The following is a 22711-nucleotide window of genomic DNA, read 5'->3' as shown; positions in this document are numbered from 1 at the left end:
AGAGGAAAATTATCATGATTAAAGGTTTAGCAATCACACCACCGATCCTTGGACGTATCAGTATTGGTAAAGTTGTTGAAAAGAACGGTAAACGACTGCCTGAAAAGGACGACCAATTTACCATTACCAGTCAAATCCAAAGCAAGGAGGGGTGGATTAAGCATCCGCTTGATGAGCAATTACGCAGTAAAGCACCGAATCAAAAACTCCGTACCATTCCAGTACGGATGATCTTCAATGATCCTGATCTGAATTTACGAGCAGAGTACACCTTGTTTGATCGACAGACTGGGCGACCTATTTGTGTTGGTGATGGTCAAACTTGTCAGCGTTTAACCAATCAAGGTGTTGAGCAGCAACCATGCCCTTCACCAGACTTATGCTCATTAGCACAAGGAGGAAACTGCAAGCCCTATGGGCGTTTACATGTCAATTTGGATGAAAGTGATGAACTCGGTACATTCATTTTTAGAACCACAGGTTTTAACAGTATCCGCACTTTGGCAGCACGGCTAAATTATTACCATGCAGCATCGAATGGTTTGCTGTCATGTCTACCGTTACAACTGACCCTAAGAGGTAAGTCCACCACGCAAAGCTATCGTACGCCTGTGTATTACGTGGACCTGACACTAAGAGATGGGATTCATTTACAAGAAGCGATTCAAACAGCGAAAGAAATTGATCAACAAAGCAAGGTGGCTGGGTTTAACCAAAATGCTTTAGATCAGATGGCTCTGCAGGGTTATAGCAATGCACAGTTTGAGGTGAATGGGGAGGAAGGCTTGGATTTGGTGGAGGAGTTTTATACGAATGAATCGGAAAATGAAGACGTTGGACAAACACAGACTGTAACAATAGCTCGAACTAAGACGAAGTCTCAGCCGAATCAGGGTGAGGGTTTTGTGCAGGATATGCAGAGAGGGTTGCAGGGGAGTGTGAGGGCAGTGAATTAGTACAAATAAGTAGAAAGGGAGCTTTGGCTCCCAATTTAATCGAGAATCTTGATCATATGACATTTTTATGCAGTGAATGTTTGTTTTATGCTTCAAACTGACAGTATTCGTCTAGGTCATTTTCTGTGTTGAAAGAGATAAAATATTTGCTTTTATTGTGATAGGATTCTTCTAAATTTTAACTTAAAATCGAAATTTAATAATAAATAGTGTGTTTTTGGTCTCTGATTTAAAATTAAGTGAGTGTTGGTTGGTTTTTTTGATAAAAACCAATAGACTTGCTACATTTTTGTATGAAAAGTTGGCTTTTTGTAGTATTCTGGTTAAAAAATCATCAACAATAATTTATTTTTATGATTTTAGTGGGTTATTGGATATGGTAAGTCGATTCAAGGGAAGTGTTATTTCACGAGTTTCTTTTGCCTGCTGTCTTAGTTTATTTATTTTTACTTATAGCCCTGTGGTTTTTGCTCAACCCAAGGCGGGAAGTAGCATTACTAACATAGCGAGTGGTGACTTTTATGATGAGCAAGGCAACTTGCAAGTCATCAACTCCAATCCCGTTATCCTCACAGTTCAGCCTATTTACTCATTGAGCCTGCAAAGCAATCAGCAGAATATCGGAACTATTGGCAGTAAACTCAATTTTCCTCATGTACTCACCAATACGGGAAATATTGCTGATAGCTATAAAATTACACTGAATCAACTTACAAATGACCAGTTTGATCTAGAAAATATCGCAGTTTATGCGGATCGGGATCAAAATGGTGAGCCTGATGACAATAATAATTTACTCAATACTGCAATTCTGAATTTAGAAGCAGGTGAGTCCGTTGCTGTGGTTGTGGTGGGAAGCATTCCAGTCTACAACATTAGCGCAGGTAATGTTGCAAACTTTACTTTAACTTCAACCAGTCAACATGATCTGGGTAATATTTTATCTGCCACTGTCTCAGATGTTGCAAAGGTGGTGGATGATGCAGTTATTCAGGTGACCAAAGCCCAGAATATCAGCACAGGTAAAACTGGCACAGAAATTACCTATACATTTACCTATAGCAATACAGGAACAGCAGCAGGTCATTTGCAGCTGCAGGACAGTTTACCCAATGATGTGACTTATCTAAGTAATAGCGCGATTTGGGGTAATGGTTCGGAGACACCACTCACCGAAGCAGATGATACGGAGACAGGGGTGAATCAGGCGGTTAAATATAAATATGCCAATGGACTGGTTGAGTTTGATATCGCAAGTATTCCTGCGCTCAGTAAAGGAACTTTAAGTTTTAAGGTAAAAGTTAATCCGAATGCAGCGGAAAAAATCAATAACACTGCTAACTATAAACAGTATAAAAATAATACAACTACCTTGTTAAAAGATACATCAACCAATACCGTTATTTTTACAGTTCAGCAAACCTTAGGGGTGATACTGAATAACTCTTCTGTTGGAAATACTGATGGAGGAACGAATGACTTGCTCACCAAATCAAACACATTTACTGGTGCAGCCAAAGAAATCCAGTTTGATAATTATGTTTGGAATACAGGACAGGCGACAGACAGCTATAATTTAAGCATTACAAAAAGTGCAAATGTCCCAAGTTGTGCAGTCACACGCTTATACCAGTCCGATGGGCGTACTTTACTGACAGATAGTAATGCTGACGGTATTATTGATACAGGTTCGATGGCAGCAGGCGTATCGAAAAAAATTGTGTTTGGTGTTTATTTCCCTGCAAATTGTGTTACAGCGACTAATGAAATACTAGATTTTGATGTTAAGGCAACTTCAGTTACAGATACAGCAATTACCAATAGTACTCGTAATCGATTAAACAATACCAATACCGCAGGTTCTAGTGACTTGTACAATAATGATAGTTCAGGAACTGGTATAGGTGCTGTTACATCACCTGGTGGACAGGCATGGGTAAATAAATCAGCAGTTAGGGGTGGAACAGCCGTATTTCCTTTGGTTGTAGAGAATAAGAGTACGGTAACGAATAGCTATAATTTATATGCTTCGGTTGCTGAAATTGATGTCAATAATATCAGTACCAGTTTGCATGCCCAGTGGATAGTGAAATTCTATGATACGAGTGATGATTGCCAAAGCCTAGGAAATGTAATCAGCAGTACTGGCAATGTAGCAGCGGGTGCAACCAAAAAATATTGTGCTGTTGTCACTGTTCCCACTAATACAGACTTGGCTAATCTTCCTATTTGGTTTGCGATAAAATCCCCAATGAATGCACAGGCGGATAGTATTAAGGACCAAGTTGATATTATCCAGAGACAAATGACACTGGCAAATGATCGGCAGGGTCGGGTCAATATTGGTGGCACAGTTGTCTATCTACATACCTTAAAGAATACAGGAACTGTGGTTGAGGGGAATGCAGTAGGCCAGATCACGTTTAGTGTTATTCCGCAAAACCCAAATGATACCTTTACTTATACTTTGTATCATGATGCCAATAATAATGGCGTGATTGATGCGACTGATCCAATGATTAATGATTTATCCATCATTACAGGTGGTTTAGCGCCGCAAGCTTCAATTCAACTTCTCTTAAAAGTCCAGGCACCAACAACGGCAACCAATGGTATGTCTAGTGTGGCGAATATTGTGGTGAAAGCAAACAATACCATTCAGGGGCTGACCTTGGATGATTTACAAAACACTGACTTGACCACGGTAGATCCAACACAACTACGCCTAACAAAAGAACAAACTAAAGATGAAAATTGTGCCTTAACTTTGGCTACGGTAACCAATGCAACTTACGGAAGTACGCCGCTTCAAGTAAAACCAAATCAGTGTGTGAGCTATCGTTTAACCCTTAAAAATGAGGGGGCAACTTCTGCCAGCAATGTCGTAATCAATGACGTTGTGCCTGCTTATAGCAATTTACGTACAGGTTTACCACCTTCAATCACGCAGGGGACAGTGACTGTAAATACAGATCAAATTGCAGGAAATGTGGGTACGCTTGCACCACAAGGTCAGGCTTCCATGTACTTTTCTATTCGGGTAAGCCCATAAACAGAGCGGATATTAGAGCATGAAGATGATCAATACACTAAATAATAACCGCCCAAAACTGTTTAATTGGGTCTTGACCTTGCTGTGCGTGTTGATGGTCCAGCAATCGGCCTGGGCTGCAACCAACTCGATCATCAGTAACATGGCAGTTGGTGAGTACAGCGAAGAGGGTTCAACGGTTGTACAGGTAGCACGTTCCAACTTGGTGCAAACCAGAATTTTACCTGTGTACTCATTAAGTTTGGTGGCGGCAAATAATAAGAAAGCTGTAGCTGGGCAAACGGTTTATTTCAATCATATTCTAACCAATACCAGTAATGAGACAGACCAATATACTTTTGCTGTAAGCAATAATTCCACTGGTGATGATTTTGATTTTGTGAATAGTAGCTTGACGGTTTATCTGGATGCCAATAATGATGGTGTCCCAGATGGATCGCCAATTACAGGTTATACATTGGGTGCAGGTCAGTCCGTTGGACTGGTTGTTGCGGCAACCATACCGAATACGATTACCACAGGAAAATTTGCAAATTTAACTTTGGCGGTGACATCTGCGAATGGCGCGAGTGGAACAAATAGCAATGTTGACAAGGCAACTGTAACTGACCAGTCAACTCTGGTGGTGCGTAAAAAATTCTCTCAAATCACTGCTGCAAATGGTGATGTGGTCACTATACGTCTGGATTATCAAAATCCATCAAACAGTATTGTCACAACCGCAACTTTAACTGACACTTTGGGAAGTAATTTAACCTATGAGGCAAATTCGGGTAAATGGAATGGCACCACCGTATATGATTCAGTAAGTGGGACGGCCGATCCAACAGGAATTAATTATAGTGTCACCTCGAATGTTGTTACCGCAACCCTAACCAATATTGCAGCGAATACGATTGGCTATATCGAATTTAATGTAAGAATTAATAAAAGCATTGCAGGGAAAATTGAGAACGTCATTAATGTAACAGGGCCAGCGACTGATACAAGTAATACAGCAGTTGTGAATGTGCTCCCTATTTATGCGGTCAAAATGAATGGTAGTGCAAGCAACGTCAATGATAATGCCAATATCATTACGGCCAGTGCGGTTTCACAGGGGGGTGAACTTAAATTTACCAACTATGTCTGGAATATAGGGAATACCACAGATCGTTTTAACCTCACTTTAACTAACAGTACATTTCCAGCAGGCAGTCAAATTGAGTTGTATCGTGCCGATGGTGTGACTCCGTTATTGGACAGTAATGCTGACGGTATTCCTGATACAGGGTTGTTGGCTGCCAATACTAATCTTCCTGTTGTGGTCAAAGTTCGTTTCCCAAGTAGTTATACGGTAACCACAAATACAGTTTTTGAAGTTACACCACAAGCACAGTCTGTGGGTGATGGTGGTAAAACCAGCACGATTAAGGATCAGGGCACTTTAACTCCTGTTTCACAATTGGTGGATTTAACCAATGCTGATAATACGGGGCTGGGTAATGGTGCGGTTGATAATAGTGGCGCTGCATGGAAAACCATAACAGTAAAATCCAGTGATAATGCTGTGACTGGCGGACAGGTAATTTTTCCATTAACAGTGAAACATACAGGTGTTGGAACAGAGTATTTGCTCAGTGCAAATGCCAGCAGTGATTTTTCTAGCCTGACTTTACCCGCAGGCGTAAACCGTGTGCGTTTTTATGCATCCACAAATGGTACAAACTGTAGTGGGTTGGGTAATGAAATTGGTAAGACGATTTATTTAAATAATGCGGAAACCCAACTGGTCTGTGCGGTTGTTGAAGTGGATAAAGTCAATAAAGACGTGACTGTACCAATTTATTTCCGTGTGATCTCAACCAGCTTTGTTGGTACGGATAACCCTGCTCAGGACATGATTAAAAATGCTGTAACGATTGAAAGTGTCAATTCCGTACCCCAATTGGAATTTACACCAGATTTACATGCTCAGGTTGCACCATTGGGCACAGTGGTCTATCGTCATTTACTGACTAACCCTGCTGCTACAGACTTTACGGGGAGCTATGGTTTTATCATCAACAATAGTGAGTCTAGCTTTAACAGTGTACTATTTCTGGATATCGATGGGGATGGCAAGTTCAGCAGTGGGGATTTAAATATTCGTACATTAGCGGACTTACCAGGTGGCAAAGTGGCAGCTCATGAGCAAATTCAACTGCTACTACAGGTCACGAATGTTGCAAATAACAATCTCAATCAGACGAATACAACGATTGTGAGTTTAACGGATAGTAGCAATCAGGTTTTTGCCTCTATTACTGACGTGACTACAGTCAAGCAGTCACAATTAACCCTGACAAAATTGCAGGCACGTGACTTTGATTGTAATGGCACAGCTGATGAGTCCTATACCACAAATAGTCTAAATATCGGTAAACAAGCAAATGGACAAGGTCAGTGTGTTTTGTATAAGGTGATTTTAACCAATACAAGTGCTACTGCTTTGAGTACTGCATTTACTTTTAGAGATATGACGCCAGCCTATACAGTTTTATCTCAATCGCCTATCTGCACATCATGTAGTGGTATGACGGCTCCCACAGTTGGTAATGCTGGTACGGTTTCAGGAACACTAAATAGTGTGGCTGCAAATCAAAGTTATGAATTTAATTTTGGGGTACGCTATGTTGGACAATAATCAAAATATACATAAAAAAATATACGAGTTCAGTATGCGATATTGTGTTGCTTTATGGGTACTCATAGCGACTTGTCTGATTAACCAGAGTATTTTTGCTGTTACATTTGATTCAACACCTGCTACAGCTCGTTTTGAAGTTACGGGTACAACACAATCACCGATTGTACGTGGTGGATCAGGAACACAAGTCATTACAGTTCAGAACAAAGGACCTGATAATTCAACAAATACTGTTGCAACAGTAAACGCAAGTTTATCTACAGGTGTAACAATTGCTTCGGTGACCTCATCTGTGGGATCTTGTTCTGGGAGCGGATCTGGACCTTATACGTGTAGTATAGGTTCTGTAGCGAATGCGGGAACCTTTACTTTAAGCATTACCTATAATGTAAGCCTTGCTGCATCTGTTGGAACAGCACAGCAAATAGCAGTGAGTGTAAATAGTAATCAATATAACCCAGGTAGTGGTGCAGGGGAAATGTTGCACAATGCTTGGGGTGCGATTGGTGCTGAAACAACAGCTTCACAATATGGCGCATTTTGGGTTGGGCGGACGAGTACCACGGCAAATTGTAATACAAAATCATCTTCTTGTTTGTTAGGTTCTGCCTCGGAAGAATATGATCCTTTATTGTCAGCTTGGCCAAAAGATCAGGTCAATCCTACAGGGCAATATTTGAATAGTGCCGCAACAAGTAATAATAACGATACTTATTTTACTAGCGGTACTACAAATCCAACGGTGAGCCAAGTTGTACCGAATATTAGTACCTATGCGTATAAATCATTAGTTTTAGGTCAAGGCAGTAATTTTGTAAATAACCGTCGTGCATGGCAGTTTTCAAGTTATGTTTATATCCCAGCTTCAACCACCAGTGTTTCCCTTTGTGTGGGCACGAGCGGTGCAATGATTGATGATGGTGCTTATATAACGTTAAAGAAATCAACGGATAGTACCCGAACAGTAGTTCAAAGTCCGCGAGATTCTTATGATAGTGTCAATGCTTATGTTGTCACAACGACAGGTTTGAGTGGTGGTTATTATGAATTGGTTTATCGTATGGTTAACCAAAATAATGTGAGTAGTGGTGAGCATGCACCAGGTCAATATGGTGCGGTTGGTATGTCATTCAATGGAGGGGCTTGTACTGATGCAAATTTACAAAATGCCTTAACAGCAGGTTTTCCTGCATATATTAGTATTGTTAACCCGGACTCAGATTTAGCGATTACTAAAACAAATAATACCAGTCTTGCTGTTGGTGGCACATCAACTGATTATATTGTGCGTGTAACAAATAATGGTCCTGATGCTGCTGTAGGTGCGATTTTAAAAGATGCTGCGGTAGCGAGCTTAACTAAAACAGCGATTGCATGTAACACAATTGCAAGTAATAAATGTACTTCTGGTACAACACCAACCATCACCGCGATCGAGTCGGGTTCAGGCTATACTTTACCGACTTTGGCAAATGGTGAGTTTTATGAGTTAAAAATTACAGCTACGGTTGCAAATACAAGTACACTAACTTCTGTTAGTAATACGGCGACTGTAACAGCACCAGCAAATACAACAGATTCTGTATCAACCAATAATAGTGCAACAGATACGGATAGTATTCGAGCGCGTATTCGAATTGCAAAAATCTCTAATAATGGATTTGGTTCTTTTGATTTTACGGGACTGACCAATTTACAAGATAGCAGTGGTAATAGTGTAACAACGGATACGGTGACTACTACAGCCAGTGGAAGTGCAGTTACATCTAGCAACTCTCTCTATAGTTCAAATTTAAATAATGCAGTTTTGATAAGCGAGACCATTCCTGCCAACTATAATTTAAGTTCTGCCAGTTGTATTGATAGTAATGCAGCGAACTCGGGAAATCCTGCAACAGCATTTGGTACATTGTCATCCGGTCAATTGACGATCCCTGCTGCAAATATTGTGGCGGGTGCAAATATTGTTTGTACATTTACCAATAATCGTAAGAGTGCAACTTTCCGAATTTCAAAAGCTTGGGGAGCCAATAGTATAAGTGGTAATGTTGCTCAGATTGCAGCAACAACTGGTTTGACGAATAATACCAGTGCATTAACGAGTACAGCTCCAACCAATGTGAATGGTTCTAGTGTGACTGTATATGCGGGAGAAACAGTTACTTTGCCTGCAGAAACAATGACTACAGGAAATATCAATAATTATAATACGGTATTGTCTTGTAGTGCAGGAGGCGGGGCAACGGCAAATAGTCTTTCTGGTACAAATGGTCAGAGTAGCAACTCTTTAACTGTTGGTGCTGGTGATGAATCTAAATTAATAACATGTACCTATACCAACACCCGTAAGAGTGCAACGTTGACACTAAGAAAGACATGGACGAATGCCAAACTCAATGATGCAGCGACAGTTAGTGCGACAGGCTTAACTAGCTTAAGCTCAACAGCGGATACCGCAAATGAAACAGATGCAGGCACAGCACAAACTGTTTATGCAGGTGATGTGATTACACTGTCAGAAACGATCACAACAGGTGCAGGAAACTATACAGCTGGCTTAGCATGTACAGGGAATACAACGGCCTTAAGTGGTTCGCAACTGACAGTCAATGCTTCAGATAGCTCAGTGGTATGTACCTATACCAACATTCGTAAGAGTGCAACACTTACCTTAAGAAAGACATGGACGAATGCTAAGATTGCGGATTCTGTGACGGTTAATAGTGCAGGGTTTATTAATAATGCTTCTGTATCTTCGGTTGTAACAACTTCTGGAAATGACACAGCAACAAGTACTGTTGTGACAGTTTATGCTGGAGAGGTCGGAACAATTGTTGAGAATTTTATAGTGGGTAATCCTACGGATTATAATTCATCATTAGCTTGTTCTGGGACAACTGGATTAGTAGGTAATTCACTCACAATAAATGGGAATGATACAAATGTACTTTGTGTTTACACTAATAGTAGAGTGACTCAAGTTATAATCTCTGGCAAAGTGTTTAATGATAATAGCGGTACAACAAATAACATTACTAATGCTTACAATGGTATCCAAGATAATGGTGAGCTTGGAATTGCGAATAGTTTAATTGTTCTGAATGACTGTAACTCAGCACAAGTAGCTACAATGAAGACGAATGCTAATGGTGAATATAGCTTTAGTGTTAATCAGAATTTATTACCATCATCTTTTTGTATCGTTCAGCAGAATTTACCTGAATATATTTCTGTCAGTGCCGATAGTATAGAGGTAGCAAAAACAAGTGCGACCAGCTATCCAAACAATAACTTTGCTGATGTTAAACTCAATGTACTTTTAACTGAAGATGGACAACATACTATTACCGCAGGTGAAGTGACTGATTATCCCCACCGTTTAAGTACCCAGGCCCCTGTTTGGGTAACAAAGTTGGAACAAACCCAATCAAACTCAAGCAATGATCAACCTTGGCAGGCATTGGTTTATCGGGATAGTGACTGTAATGGTAAGGTAGATATGGGTGAAGTTGTATTTAACCCAACTGCTGCAAGTACTGTTCTATTACAGCCAAGTGTTGATATTTGCCTTGTACAACGTGTATTTGCACCAAGCAATGTATTTGCTGGAGCGCAGCATATTGGCACATTACAGGCAACCTATGCAGTAAGTTCATTAAGTCTAACAGATCAAAAAACCCAACAGCGTCAGGATGTGACACTAATTGGCAGTGCAGGCCTGACATTGACAAAAAAAGTACGTGCAGTAAGCAGTTGTTCATCAACTCCGTCTGATTCATTAGGCTTTTTAGTAAATAACCAAGCCACAAAACAACAGAATTTAGAGTATGAGATCACCTATAAAAATAATAGTGTGAAGAACCTACAGAATGTCAAAGTAAAAGATAGTTTACCAACTGGTACTAATTTTGGCAGTCTAAGTTGCGGCCTAACACCAAGTGGAAATACTTGTAATGCAACACGTTCTGGAGAAGTTCTTGAATGGACTTTAACAGGTTTGCTAAAACCATCAGCCACAGGAACTTTAAGATTTTGTGTTAGTCAGTAAACAGAACCTATCACAGATCGGTAGGTTGAAAAACGTGCAAAGGGCTTCGGTGAGGAAAGATGGTATGGAATTTGCTTTGGCTGAAAGTAATACAATATTTTGTAAAAGTGTGAAGTAAATCAAACAAATTTGTTGATTGTTGATATGCTTTTGTAAAAAATGGTTAACGTTTTTTTGGATGGCAAATGTACTGTTCAAAAATAAAAGAGAAGACTAGGAATAATTGAATGGCGTATTTGAACAATATGTACAAGAAATGTTTGCTTGGTACTGCGGTTCTTGTTTTGGCTGGAAGTGTATTCGCTGAGCCTAAAACGACAAAAGAGCCCGTTTCAGTAGAACTCAAAACTTTCCTGATCAGTGCAGGCACTGATGGGAAACCAACCTCAAAGCTGGTGACCAAGGTAAAACCCAATGATGTGATTGAGTATCGGGCAACGTATACCAATAATACCACTGGGAAAATCAAGAATCTGGCCGCGACTTTACCAATACCTGTAGAAACTCAATTTTTGGCGAAGTCTCAGCCAGAAAATGCTGAAGCAAGTACCGACGGTACACATTTCGCCCCAATGCCTTTAAAACGCAAAGAGGGTAATCAAATGGTGAATGTACCACTGAAAGATTATCGTGCATTGCGTTGGACCATTGCGGAACTTCCTGCTGGAAAGTCTGTGACGGTTTCTGCTCAAACACGCGTAAACAGTGAAAAAACAAGTAATTAATTGGCATTTTACGTATAAGGGGTAAAATAGTGTCAAATCGTCTACAACTCACACAGCTAGCGGCTTCCATTGCATTGGTTGCTGGTAGCGCTGCTTTTGTTTCATCTGCACATGCCGCTGCACCAGCAGCAGGTACAAATATCAGTAACGTTGCATCTGCAACCTATACCGATAGTACTGGTGCAAGTAAGTCTGTAAACTCAAACATTGTAACCACCACAGTTTCAGCTGTTGGAAGTATCACGTTGGTTGCAAACCGTACCGCAACTGCCAACCCGAACGCCTTGGTCTCTTTATCACATACCTTAACCAACAATGGTAATAGTAGCGATACCATTACTTTAAGCGTGGCGAATATTGCTAATGGTGCTGCTGGTGATGACTATGACTTTAGTGGCCTTAAAGTCTATCGGGATACCAATAATGATGGTACACCTGATGGGGCACCAATTCTCATTGGTGCTGCAACGGGTACAATAACCCTGGCGGCAGGTCAGTCGGTTAACTTGATTGTTGAGGGTGTTACCAATGCATCGGCAGCCGTAGGTGCAGAGGGTCAATGGACGTTAACTGCGAAAAGTGATCTGACTAATGTTGTGACTGGTGGAGCACTCATTGCCAGAAATACCGATACCGTGACCATTATCAATGGTGCTGTCATTAGCTTGAGGAAATCGGCCAGTGTCAGCTTGATTGATGCAACCAAAGCTACTGATGCTGATCGTGAAGTGACCTATACCTTGAATTATACCAATACAGGGAATAGTGCAGCATCGAATTTTACCATTGAGGATACAATACCTGCTGGTTTAGAATACGTTGCAGGTTCAGCAAAGTTGTATGGTAATAATCAAACTGATAATGCGGATACGGATGGCTATCAATTTATTGAGACCAACCCAGGAAGTAATGATGGTAAAGGCAAGGTCAGCTTAACGGTTGCATCTTTGGCACCAGGCAGCTCAGGTATATTGACTTTTAAAGTACGTGTGCCGCTAAATGCGCCTGTAAGCGTAATTGAAAACACTGCATATTCTGATGTAGATGGTGCAGGCACGGCATCGTCACCTCAACCATCTAACACGCACCAACTGGAAATCGCAAAAATTTTCAAAGGTACCATCAACGATAGTGATAGCAATAACTATGCCGATAGTCCAACCCCTGGTCCTGCTCCTTTAGATAACCAAATTACCATTGCTAATCTACTTCAGGGCAATGTTGCTGTCTTTGGTACAGCAGCAACTGAAAAGATCGTAATCCATAACACAGGTAATTACGCCGATGAGTTTATGGTTTCAACCAGTAATGGTACTTTGCCTTCAGGTAGTGTGATTACTCTATATCAGGCAGATGGTGTAACACCATTTGTTTCAACAGGTACCATTGCTGTAGGTAGAAAGTATGAGCTGATTGCAAAAATCAACTTGCCTGCATCCTATGCAAATGCAGCAAATGAAGCAAATCCAAACCTTACAGCAACTTTATTGGTAAAACCAAAGTCAAATCCAGCTCAGACTGCCGATACTTTGGATTTGGTTATTACCAGAGTCACCCCTGCAACTGTGGACTTACATAACGGTAATAACACTAATCAAGATAATGCTACTGGTACAGTCGGTGCTACTGTCGGGACAGGTAAGGATGCCAATCAATATGCGAATGAAGCATCAGTTCTACCAGGTAACTCGGTAACATTCCCATTAAGTGTAGATAACCTCGGTTCAGTAAGCGATAACTTCAATTTATCGCATAACCTGCCAGCAGGTTGGGATGTGAAGTTCTATCTAGTGGCGAATCCTTTAGAGACAAATCCAAATAACTGGACACCAACGGGTTCACCAATTACCAATACTGGCAATATTATCCAGGGTGGTAATACTAAACTGGTTGTTGTTGTAACGCCACCAGCTGGTGCAACAGCAGGTGGTGTAGATGCGAACTTTACTGTGAGATCGGCATCAACCAATTTAACCGATACCTTATCGAATAGAGTGACCGTTCAGGCAGACCGTAAACTGGTTCTAAACCAGGATCGTATTGGTCAGGTTGCACCAGGGGGTACAGTTGTTTATAAACACACTTTAACCAACAATAGTAACTTGGTTGAAGGTGCAACCGCAGAGGGTATACCATTTACTTTAACTAGTTCAAATACTGACTGGGCAGCCAGTTTGTATATTGACAACAACAATGATGGCTTGATCGATGCGAATGATACGCTAGTCACAGGAACTGCTCTTACATTCCTTAATAATGCTGGTATTGCCAAGGGTGCTACAGTCAACTTACTCGTTAAGGTTCAGGCACCAGTCAATGCAACTGTGGGTACGCAAAATCCAGTGGTATTGACGTTCTCACCAGTTCAGTATAATGGGCAGAATCATCCAGTACTTACAAACACTGACTTGACCACAGTCACTGCAGGTCAGGTACGTTTGGTGAAAGATCAGTATCTTGCTAACTGTGCAGATGGTACAGCAATTAATGGAACTGGAACTTATACACAGGCAACAGTAAGTGCAAAACCAGGTGAGTGTGTACGTTATCGTATTGTGGCAACGAATGAAGGTAATGCAACAGTAACAAATGTTGTGATTAGTGATAATACGCCGTCATATACTACATTGAAAGCAGTTACAACATCAGGGACTGAATCTCCAAAAGCAACCAACGCAACACTTGGTGGTATTTCTGCTGATGGTGCAACAGGTACAGTTTCAGCAACTCAGTCTAGTTTGGCACCGAATGCTACTTCTTCATTAGAGTTCGTAATCAAAGTTGATGAGTAATACTTATTAACATTAATGTAAATCAATAATTAAAGATGTGAACATTTGCCTAGGCAGGTGTTCATCTCAAATAAATTTTTAAGATTTTTTTAGACTATTTTAGTTAAGGGTACGGCGCTGTGCTACAACAGAAGCAATCTAACGCATTCCATAACATGACATTCATGTTATCAACGTTGACAGTATCTATATTGTCAGCGCAGTATGGTTATGCAGCGAATATGCCTGAAGTGGGTAGCTCTATCCAGAATATCGCCTATGCAACTTATGTTGCACCCGATGGTAAATCCCAACAATCTGTTTCAAATACCGTCGCAATCAATGTTTCTGCTCTTTATGCAATTGCTTTAACTACTGCACCGATTCAGGAAATTGAACCAAGTACCCGTGTGATCTGGGCCAATACTCTGGTCAATAATAGTAATGCTCCTGTCAATGTACAGCTAGAAGCATTAACAATAAATGAACTAAGCAACGTTAAAATTTATGTAGATACCAATAAAAACGGTCAATTCGATACTGATGACCAGCAACTGACAACTACTGTTGCCTTAGCAATAGGTCAGAGTGTACATTTATGGGTTGTTGCAACAGCAAGTGCGACATTGACTGAAAGTCAGCAGTTAAATTTACCAATAAAAGCCACACTCGTTGAAGATAGTAGTGTAATCGCAACGGCTACAGATAGTGCCATTAGCTATGGCCCACAACTGGTTGCAACCAAAGAGGTTGTCCAGAAAACTTTTGAGCCATCAGCGAATGCTAGCTATGATCTTAACTATACCTTGGCCATCACCAATCAAGGGAAAAAAGCGGCAAGACCAGTGGATGTGATGATCGATGGTCAGGCACAAAAAATGGTGCTTCTAGTCGATGATCTACCTGCCAACACGATATTCAAGTCTGCCCAGTTAAAAAATACACAGGCCAAAGTTTTATACAAACAAACGGGCAATAACTATACAACTGTTTTACCAAGTGATTTAAGCAAGGTTGATCAATTGGTGGTTGGCTTTCCACAAATTGAAGCCAATACAACGGAACAGGTTGACCTTACGGTTACAATGAATCGTAACATTGCCAAAACAACGGTTAAAAATACCTATAAAGTTTCGTATGCAACCACAAATAGCCAAAAAGAGGTATTGTCTAATCCTGCTTTAACCGTGGTAGGTGGTCTTGCAGTGATTAATAATAAATCTGGTGATTTCCAAAATGTCTTGACCACAGGCAGCGTGAATAAACCACTTTATCTTGAAGCGCAAAATGCCAGCTGTAATGCGGACCGTTATACTGCCGACAAGGTGAAAATTAAGCTTAAATCAGCCAAAACAGGTGATCTTGAAGAAGTCATTGGGGTAGAAACTGGCCCGAATACAGGCGTATTCCATTACACGCTACCAACCGCATTTGCGGAAGTTGGGGTTTCTTATGATGCGTTATTGCAGACCATCAAACGTGATCAGGTACAGGTTAGCCTGACGGACTGTCTGGATGCACAGGGTAATTCAACCCAGACATTTACCGATATTAGGACTCAGGTGCTTATTGACCCATATGGCACAGTGTTTGATGCCAAGACAGGTTTACCTGTGGCGGGAGCAACGGTCACTTTATTAGACCAGAATGGCCAGCCAATTGCGGACAATATTGCATACAAACTTGATGAGCAGACTGGAGAGCTGGTTACAATTCCAGCCAAGCAGGTCACCAATAGCGAGGGTGAATTTATTTATCCCCTTGTTAAAGCAGGAACCTACAGTTTTGTTGTGGATACAACCACAATTCCTGGAAATACACGTTATAGTTTTGTCAGTGATAAATCTGTTTATCCAAGTTTCCCTGCGGATAAGGCTGTTGATCTGGAATGGTCTTATGCTGGCAAATTCACCTTAAATAATGGTGATCCAGCACTCAATATTGATATTCCAATTGATCCTGATTTGACTGTACCAACCTCGCCGTTATTTGTACAAAAGGTTGCGACCAATAAAAACTCGGAAATCGGTGAGTTTGAAGAATATACCGTGACGGTTGCCAATCGTGGCACGGTGGATTCCAAAGATGTTTCGATTACTGATACCTTGCCTAGAGGCTTTATCTATGTTCAGGGTTCTATGCGTATCGATGGCACCAAGGTTGCTGACCCATTAGGTGGAAAAGGTCCTTATTTGAAACTTGGTTTAGGTACACTGACTCCAAGTAAGGAAGTTAAGGTTCAGTATCGCGTCTATATTGGTCCAAATGCCTTGAATGGTGATGGCATTAACCGTGTTCGGGCAAAAGATGGTCAGGGAATCGAATCAAACGAAGCATCTGCAAAAGTAGAAGTAACTCCTGGCGCAATGATCTCTGATGGCTTTATTGTTGGTAAGATTTTTACTGACTGTAACCGTAATGGGGTACAGGATGCAGGTGAAGTCGGTGTGCCAGGTGTGCGTATTTACCTTGAAGATGGTAGCTATGTGGTGACTGACAGTGAAGGTAAATATGATTTTTATGGGATCAGTGCCAAAACCCACGTTCTAAAGGTTGACCGTACCAGTTTGCCAGTTGATTCTGAGTTGGTGTTAATTGGCAATCGTCAGGCAGGTGATCCAAATAGCCGTTTTGTGGATTTAAAACGTGGTGAACTACATCGTGCCGATTTTGCAATTGCCAATGGTACAGGACAATGTTCGCAAGCCTTATTGCAACAAATCGCAGAACGTAAAAAACGCATTGAACAGGACAACACCAATTTAGAACAGGTGTTACGTTCAGACCTTACCATTGATCCAGTTTTTTCCAAGATTACCGATGTTAAAGGTCAGCCAGCAAGTGGTTGTATCTCGGCACAGGGAATCAGGGCCAATTGTAACCTTGATTTTTCCAAGGAACAGGCTAAGGAACTGAAAGAGGTTACTTTTGAACCAGAAAAATCTGGCGTTGCTTCTTCAGTTGCCTTGCCACTGACTGAAACATTGGCAGCAACTGAGAGTGTGCCAGCCGAATCCACTCAAGCTGCGAAAATGCTTAGTCTGGAAACAGTGCTGGAAAATGCTGCCAATAATCAGCTAGAAATTATCAACTTAAAAGATGGGCAGCTTCTTGGTTATGCCCAAACAGCGGTTCAGGTTAAGGGTGCTGCTGGCACACAACTACAACTGTGGGTAAATGGCACACAGGTTTCTGAGAAACGCATTGGTAAACGTGCAATATTGCCTGACTTACAGGTTGCAGGTCTGGATTTTATCGGTGTCGATCTCGCTGTGGGTAAAAACAGTATTGAAGTTCGTCAAGTCGACATGATGGGTAATGTTCGGGATAGCAAACAGGTCAATGTGATTGTCCCTGACCAAATGGATAAGCTGTTACTTGAGTCAGCCAAAGTACAGCCGCAAGCCAACGGCCGTGATTATTTTAACGTGACCATGAAAATTGTTGACCGTAATGGCACATTGGTTTCTACCAGAACTCCAGTTACGCTCGACAGCTCGATTGGTAAAATTGAGTTGACTGACCTGGACCCGAAACAACCTGGTATTCAGGTGTTTGTTGAGGGCGGTACACTTGTTGTGCCAATAAAGGCGCCAATCGAGGCTGGGGAAGGAACGCTGTCGGTTGAAAGTGGTATTTTTCATAGCAGTACCCCAGTACGTTTCTTACCTGATCTACGTCCGATCATCGCCGTTGGTTTGGTAGAAGGATCAATTAACTTTAAGAAATTTGACCCGAAACAGTTAAGCAATATCCGTTCGCAAGATGGATTTGAGGAAGAACTGCAAGAGATTTCATCATCGGACAATGGCAAAAGCAATGTGACAGGGCGTGCAGCCATGTTCCTGAAAGGGAAAGTCAAGGGTGAATATTTACTGACCCTTGCCTATGATTCTGACAAGGATAAAAACCAGCGCTTGTTCCGTGATATTCGTCCAGATGAATATTATCCAGTTTATGGTGACTCGGCAGCGAAAGGTTTTGATGCACAAACAACCAGTAAGCTCTACGTGCGTGTGGATAAAGGCCGTTCTTATGCCATGTATGGTGACTACGTAACACGTACTGAAAATGATGAGGGCCTGGCTTTAGGTCAATATAGCCGTTCATTAACAGGTGTTCGTGGGGCTGTCGAAACAGACCGCTATAAAGTCACGGCCTTTGCTGCGCAGACCAATACGCAACAGGTGACCAATGAACAACGTGCTATGGGGATTTCAGGTCCGTATAGCATGGGCAATGTCAATACCGATGATGTGCTTGCCAATAGTGAAAAAGTTGAGGTGGTGACCCGTGACCGCGATAATCCAGGCCTGATCATTTCGCGTAGCACTTTGGCACGTTTTACCGATTATGAAGTGGATACCTTTAGCAACAGCATTTACTTAAAAGATCCTGTACCAAGTGTCGATGCTGACCTGAATCCAGTCTATCTGCGTATTACAGTGGAATCTGAGCAGGGTGGGGATGAATACACGGTTGGTGGTGTGTCTGGTTCTGTAAAAGTCACAGATAAAGCCAAAGTAGGTGGTTCTTATGTGAAGAGTAATAATCCACTAACTCAAGATCAGTTAGCAAGTGTGAATACTGTCGTTAAATTTGCCAATGATAAAGGTAAATTCATTGCTGAGTTTGCCCGTTCTGAAAATATCAATGACGGTTTAAACTCTTTAACACAGATTAACACCACACCAGATGCAACAGGTAAATTGTCGGGGAATGCGGCTCGCGTTGAACTGAACTATGCCTATAAGAATATGGAGCTGAAAACCTACCATAATCAGGCAGATACAGGGTTCTATAACACTGCGGCACCAATCACCGCTGGACGTAAGGAAAGTGGTATAAAAGGGCGTACGCAACTGGGTAAGATCGGTTTGGCAAAACTGGAGGCCATCCGTACTGAAGATTTGCAAAGTGGTGTCAATCAGGGTGTTTCTGCCAGTATCGAACGTGCGATCAGCCGTATTGTCGCGGTTGAGCTGGGTCTCAAGTATTACGATGAGTCTAAGAATCCAGCATTGTTGGGGGCTTCACAAACAGCGCCGTATCATGGTTTAACCGCACGTACAAAAATCACCACACAGCTTCCTTGGCAGGGTTCAAATGTTTTTGCTGAATATGAGCAGGATGTTTCCGAAGCTGAGCGTCGTAATTTTGCCTTGGGTGCGAATTACCAGATTAATTCAAAACTACGTGCCTATGGTCGCCATGAGTTGGTGTCCAGTATTCAGGGACTGTATGACCTAAATAACAATCAGCGTCGTAATGTCACAGTGTTTGGTCTGGACAGTAAATATAACAATAACGGTACGGCATTTAGTGAATATCGTGTTCGCGATGGCATCAGTGCGCGCGAAGCTGAAGCTGCAATCGGTTTACGTAACCGTTGGGAACTGGAAAAAGGCTTCTATGCAACCACCAGTTTTGAACAGGTAAAGTCATTGTCAAAAGCAGATACCGATAACCAAAATTCCGATAACACTGCTGCATCTTTAGGTGTGGAATATCTGGCCAATCCAAACTGGAAAGCTGTTGCGAGAATTGAAGCACGTTGGGCTGACCAGTCTGACACCATCCTGAATAATCTGGGGATTGCCTACAAATATTCGGATGACGTGACTTTATTGGCGAAAAATGTAGTTAGCCTGACTGATAGTAAGAATGAAAACAGTGGTGATCGCCTGGTTGATCGTTTCCAGGTGGGGGCTGCCTACCGTGACACTGAGCACAATCGTTTTGATGCGCTGACCAAGGTGGAATACCGCTATGACAGTAACAAGTCAGATTTAAATAATCCATACTTAAAGCATGTCTATATTTTTTCAAATCACTTGAATTATCATCCAAGTCGCGATATTACCCTTTCAGGCCAATATGCAGTTAAAAATGTGGACACAACGTTCTCTGGTTTGGAGTCAAGTGGTATGACACATATGCTCAGTGGTCGGGCAATGTATGACATCAATGAACGTTGGGATGCGGGTATTCATACAGGCGTGTTATGGTCGAACATGAGTTCGGGCCGCCGTGTTTTGGTTGGGGGGGAAGTGGGCTATTTGCTGGCTGCAAACCTCTGGTTATCAGGTGGTTATAACTTCTCTGGCTATAAAGATGATGATCTGGTGGATAGTGACACAACTCTTCAGGGCGCATATGTACGCTTTAGATTCAAGTTTGATGAGAACCTGTTTTCTCGCAACAATTCTACCGTGAACGCTTCAAGAGAACCATAAAGATGAAATATGTCACACCTGCCTTGCGTCAATTTTATCGTGGTGCTGCAACTGTTGTGGTTTGCTGGAGCGTGATGGTTTGGGCAAAAAATCCTGATCATTTGGCTGCACCTGTTATGGCGCAAGATTCTCCAGATACTACAGCCCAGTCAGGTATTTATAATCCAAAAGATCAACAGGTTGCTGCCTTGCAAACACGTCTCGTTCCTTTTTTGAATGAACAGGGAATTGAACGTTATCATGCTGTCAAAGCAGCCGCATGGTTGACTTATGCAGCCCATGAGGGAAGTGAAAAAAGTGCAACGGTTGCGCGAAAGGAGGCCCTTGCCCAGGCGGAAATGATTATAGTGGCATTAGAGCAAGGTCAGGCTAAGCAGTTAAGTTTAACCACACCGATTCTGTCTACCTCAAGTGTAATGCGTCGGGATTTATGGGCAAATACTGAATTATTGAAACAGCATGCAGGTTTTTCCTGTGCCCAGTCTCAGATTGCACAGGCAGAGGTGATGCTGGCCTGGGCAGCCGCTGAACATTGTGAGTTGGGCTGGCGACATTCACGGGAGCTGTTTTTATCAGCACAGCGCTTAATTGATCAGGCAAATAGTCGGGCGTTTAGTTGCAGTGCAGATGTTCCTCAACAGCTTCCGAAAATTAGTTATCCATCTTTACAGGAACTGAATGGCAGTGAGCAGGGATGTCATGGTGTGGTCGGAACATGGCCGATTTGGTCGCCACAACAAAAAACAGTCATCTCTGAAAATAGCCAGGTTGCTGATCAACCTGTGCCGAATGTTGTACATTTTGCTTTGGATCAGGCAGTTTTATCGCAAGATTCCATCAATGTGCTCAATCAGATCGTGAACTTCCTAACAGCACATCCAGCTTACACCTTGACACTGTATGGATTTACCAATCAGCAGGCAAATGAACAATATAATTTAAAATTGTCCTTGCGTCGTGCGCAGGCAGTATCTCAATATCTAACTCAGCAAGGTGTTGCCCTAAATCGTATTGCGACAGAGGCAAAAGGTAAGACCCAGCTGATTAAAAATGAAAACCCGTATCACACAAATGGATAGCCAAATCCTATCCCTATACGCTAAAGGCATGACGACACGAGATATTGTTGCCACATTCAAGGAAATGTACGATGCGGACGTCTCCCCAACGCTTATTTCCAAAGTGACGGATGCAGTTAAAGAACAAGTAATAGAATGGGCTTTGTTGCACAAACCTATCTGTAAAGGCTTTTTCAGCGATATAATTTTCAAATGAAGAAGCCTACACACAAAATCTACCGCACAACCAATTGGCCCGCATATAACCGAGCACTCATGAGTCGCGGAAATATTGCCATTTGGTTTGATCCTGCTACGCAATGGTATGCGCCATCAAAAGGCAAACAAGGGCGAAATCAAACCTACTCCGACGCAGCCATCCAATGCTGCTTAATGATTAAATCCTTATTTCGTCTGTCTTTACGTATGGTTACTGGCTTTGTGCAAAGTCTGATTAAACTTTGCGGATTAAATTGGATAGCTCCAGATTACACCACGCTTTGTAGAAGACAAAAGCATATTGATATTGTAATCAGCTACCAAAAAAGTAGCGATGGGCTGCATCTACTCATGGACTCTACAGGCATGAAGTTTCTAGGTGAGGGCGAATGGAAACGCAAGAAACATGGACCTGAATATCGTCGCCAATGGCGTAAACTTCATATTGGTATAGATGCTAAAACCCTACAAATACGAGCAGTTCAGCTTACAACCAATAATGTCAGTGATTCACAGGTGCTTACTGATTTACTTAATCAGATTCCACAAGATGAGCAGATTGACTCTGTTTATACCGATGGAGCTTATGACACCAAGCAATGCCGTCAGGTCATTGCAGATCGGCAAGGGCATGCAGTGATTCCACCTAGAAAAAATGCGAAACCATGGAAAGATACAAAGAGTAGCTCGCTAGAGCGAAATGACTTACTTCGAACAATTAAATGTTTAGGCAGGACAATATGGAAAAAATGGTCAGGCTATCATCGCCGCAGTTTGGTTGAAACTAAGATGCATTGCATCAAATTATTAGGAGATAAACTCAGTGCAAGGAGTTTTGATAGCCAAGTGAATGAAATCCATGCACGTGTAGCAGTCCTTAACAGATTTACGGAATTAGGTCGACCACTTACCCGAGTTACGCCTTAAATTTAGCTCAATTAGGGGCGCTTTGCATTTCAAATCTTTGTGCAACAAAGC

General features: G+C 41.8%; 9 protein-coding genes and 1 pseudogene. All 10 read left to right on the top strand.

Features of this window, described 5'->3' with window-relative positions:
* Positions 1–14 precede the first annotated feature (14 nt).
* The 10 genes and pseudogenes from FTV12_RS03865 to FTV12_RS03820 all read left to right on the top strand — a co-directional run bounded on the left by FTV12_RS03865 (position 15) and on the right by FTV12_RS03820 (position 22660).
* Entirely contained in the window at positions 15–956 is a 942-nt protein-coding gene (locus FTV12_RS03865; RefSeq protein WP_179990091.1) for a hydrolase or metal-binding protein, read from the top strand.
* A gap of 376 nt (positions 957–1332) precedes the next feature.
* On the top strand, positions 1333–4008 hold the full coding sequence (locus FTV12_RS03860) for a DUF11 domain-containing protein (protein ID WP_180033520.1): 2676 nt from the start codon (positions 1333–1335) through the stop codon (positions 4006–4008).
* 19 nt (positions 4009–4027) lie between these two features.
* A complete protein-coding gene (locus FTV12_RS03855; protein ID WP_180033519.1) occupies positions 4028–6673 on the top strand; it encodes an isopeptide-forming domain-containing fimbrial protein in 2646 nt (881 codons plus the stop codon).
* Positions 6660–10724, top strand: coding sequence for an S-layer family protein (locus FTV12_RS03850; RefSeq protein ID WP_180033518.1), 4065 nt, complete (start codon positions 6660–6662; stop codon positions 10722–10724). The genes FTV12_RS03855 and FTV12_RS03850 overlap by 14 nt, the downstream gene beginning before the upstream one ends.
* A gap of 227 nt (positions 10725–10951) precedes the next feature.
* Entirely contained in the window at positions 10952–11449 is a 498-nt protein-coding gene (locus FTV12_RS03845; RefSeq protein WP_179990085.1) for a hypothetical protein, read from the top strand.
* 29 nt (positions 11450–11478) lie between these two features.
* Positions 11479–14241: an isopeptide-forming domain-containing fimbrial protein gene (locus FTV12_RS03840; protein ID WP_179990083.1), complete on the top strand. Its 2763-nt coding sequence runs from the start codon at positions 11479–11481 to the stop codon at positions 14239–14241.
* Between the two features lie 119 nt (positions 14242–14360).
* The gene (locus tag FTV12_RS03835) at positions 14361–20456 is read left to right on the top strand and encodes an SdrD B-like domain-containing protein (protein ID WP_179990081.1); all 6096 of its coding nucleotides are present in this window, start codon (positions 14361–14363) and stop codon (positions 20454–20456) included.
* 2 nt (positions 20457–20458) lie between these two features.
* On the top strand, positions 20459–21535 hold the full coding sequence (locus FTV12_RS16610) for an OmpA family protein (RefSeq protein WP_179990079.1): 1077 nt from the start codon (positions 20459–20461) through the stop codon (positions 21533–21535).
* A pseudogene (locus FTV12_RS03825) lies at positions 21504–21674 on the top strand (transposase); the annotation flags it as partial. The gene FTV12_RS16610 and the pseudogene FTV12_RS03825, both read left to right, overlap by 32 nt.
* A gap of 53 nt (positions 21675–21727) precedes the next feature.
* Entirely contained in the window at positions 21728–22660 is a 933-nt protein-coding gene (locus tag FTV12_RS03820; protein WP_179990077.1) for an IS5 family transposase, read from the top strand.
* Positions 22661–22711: the final 51 nt, after the last annotated feature.

The organism is Acinetobacter sp. YH12233 (assembly GCF_013417725.1).
Classification (GTDB): Bacteria; Pseudomonadota; Gammaproteobacteria; order Pseudomonadales; family Moraxellaceae; genus Acinetobacter.
This window is presented reverse-complemented; position numbering and strand designations above follow the sequence as displayed.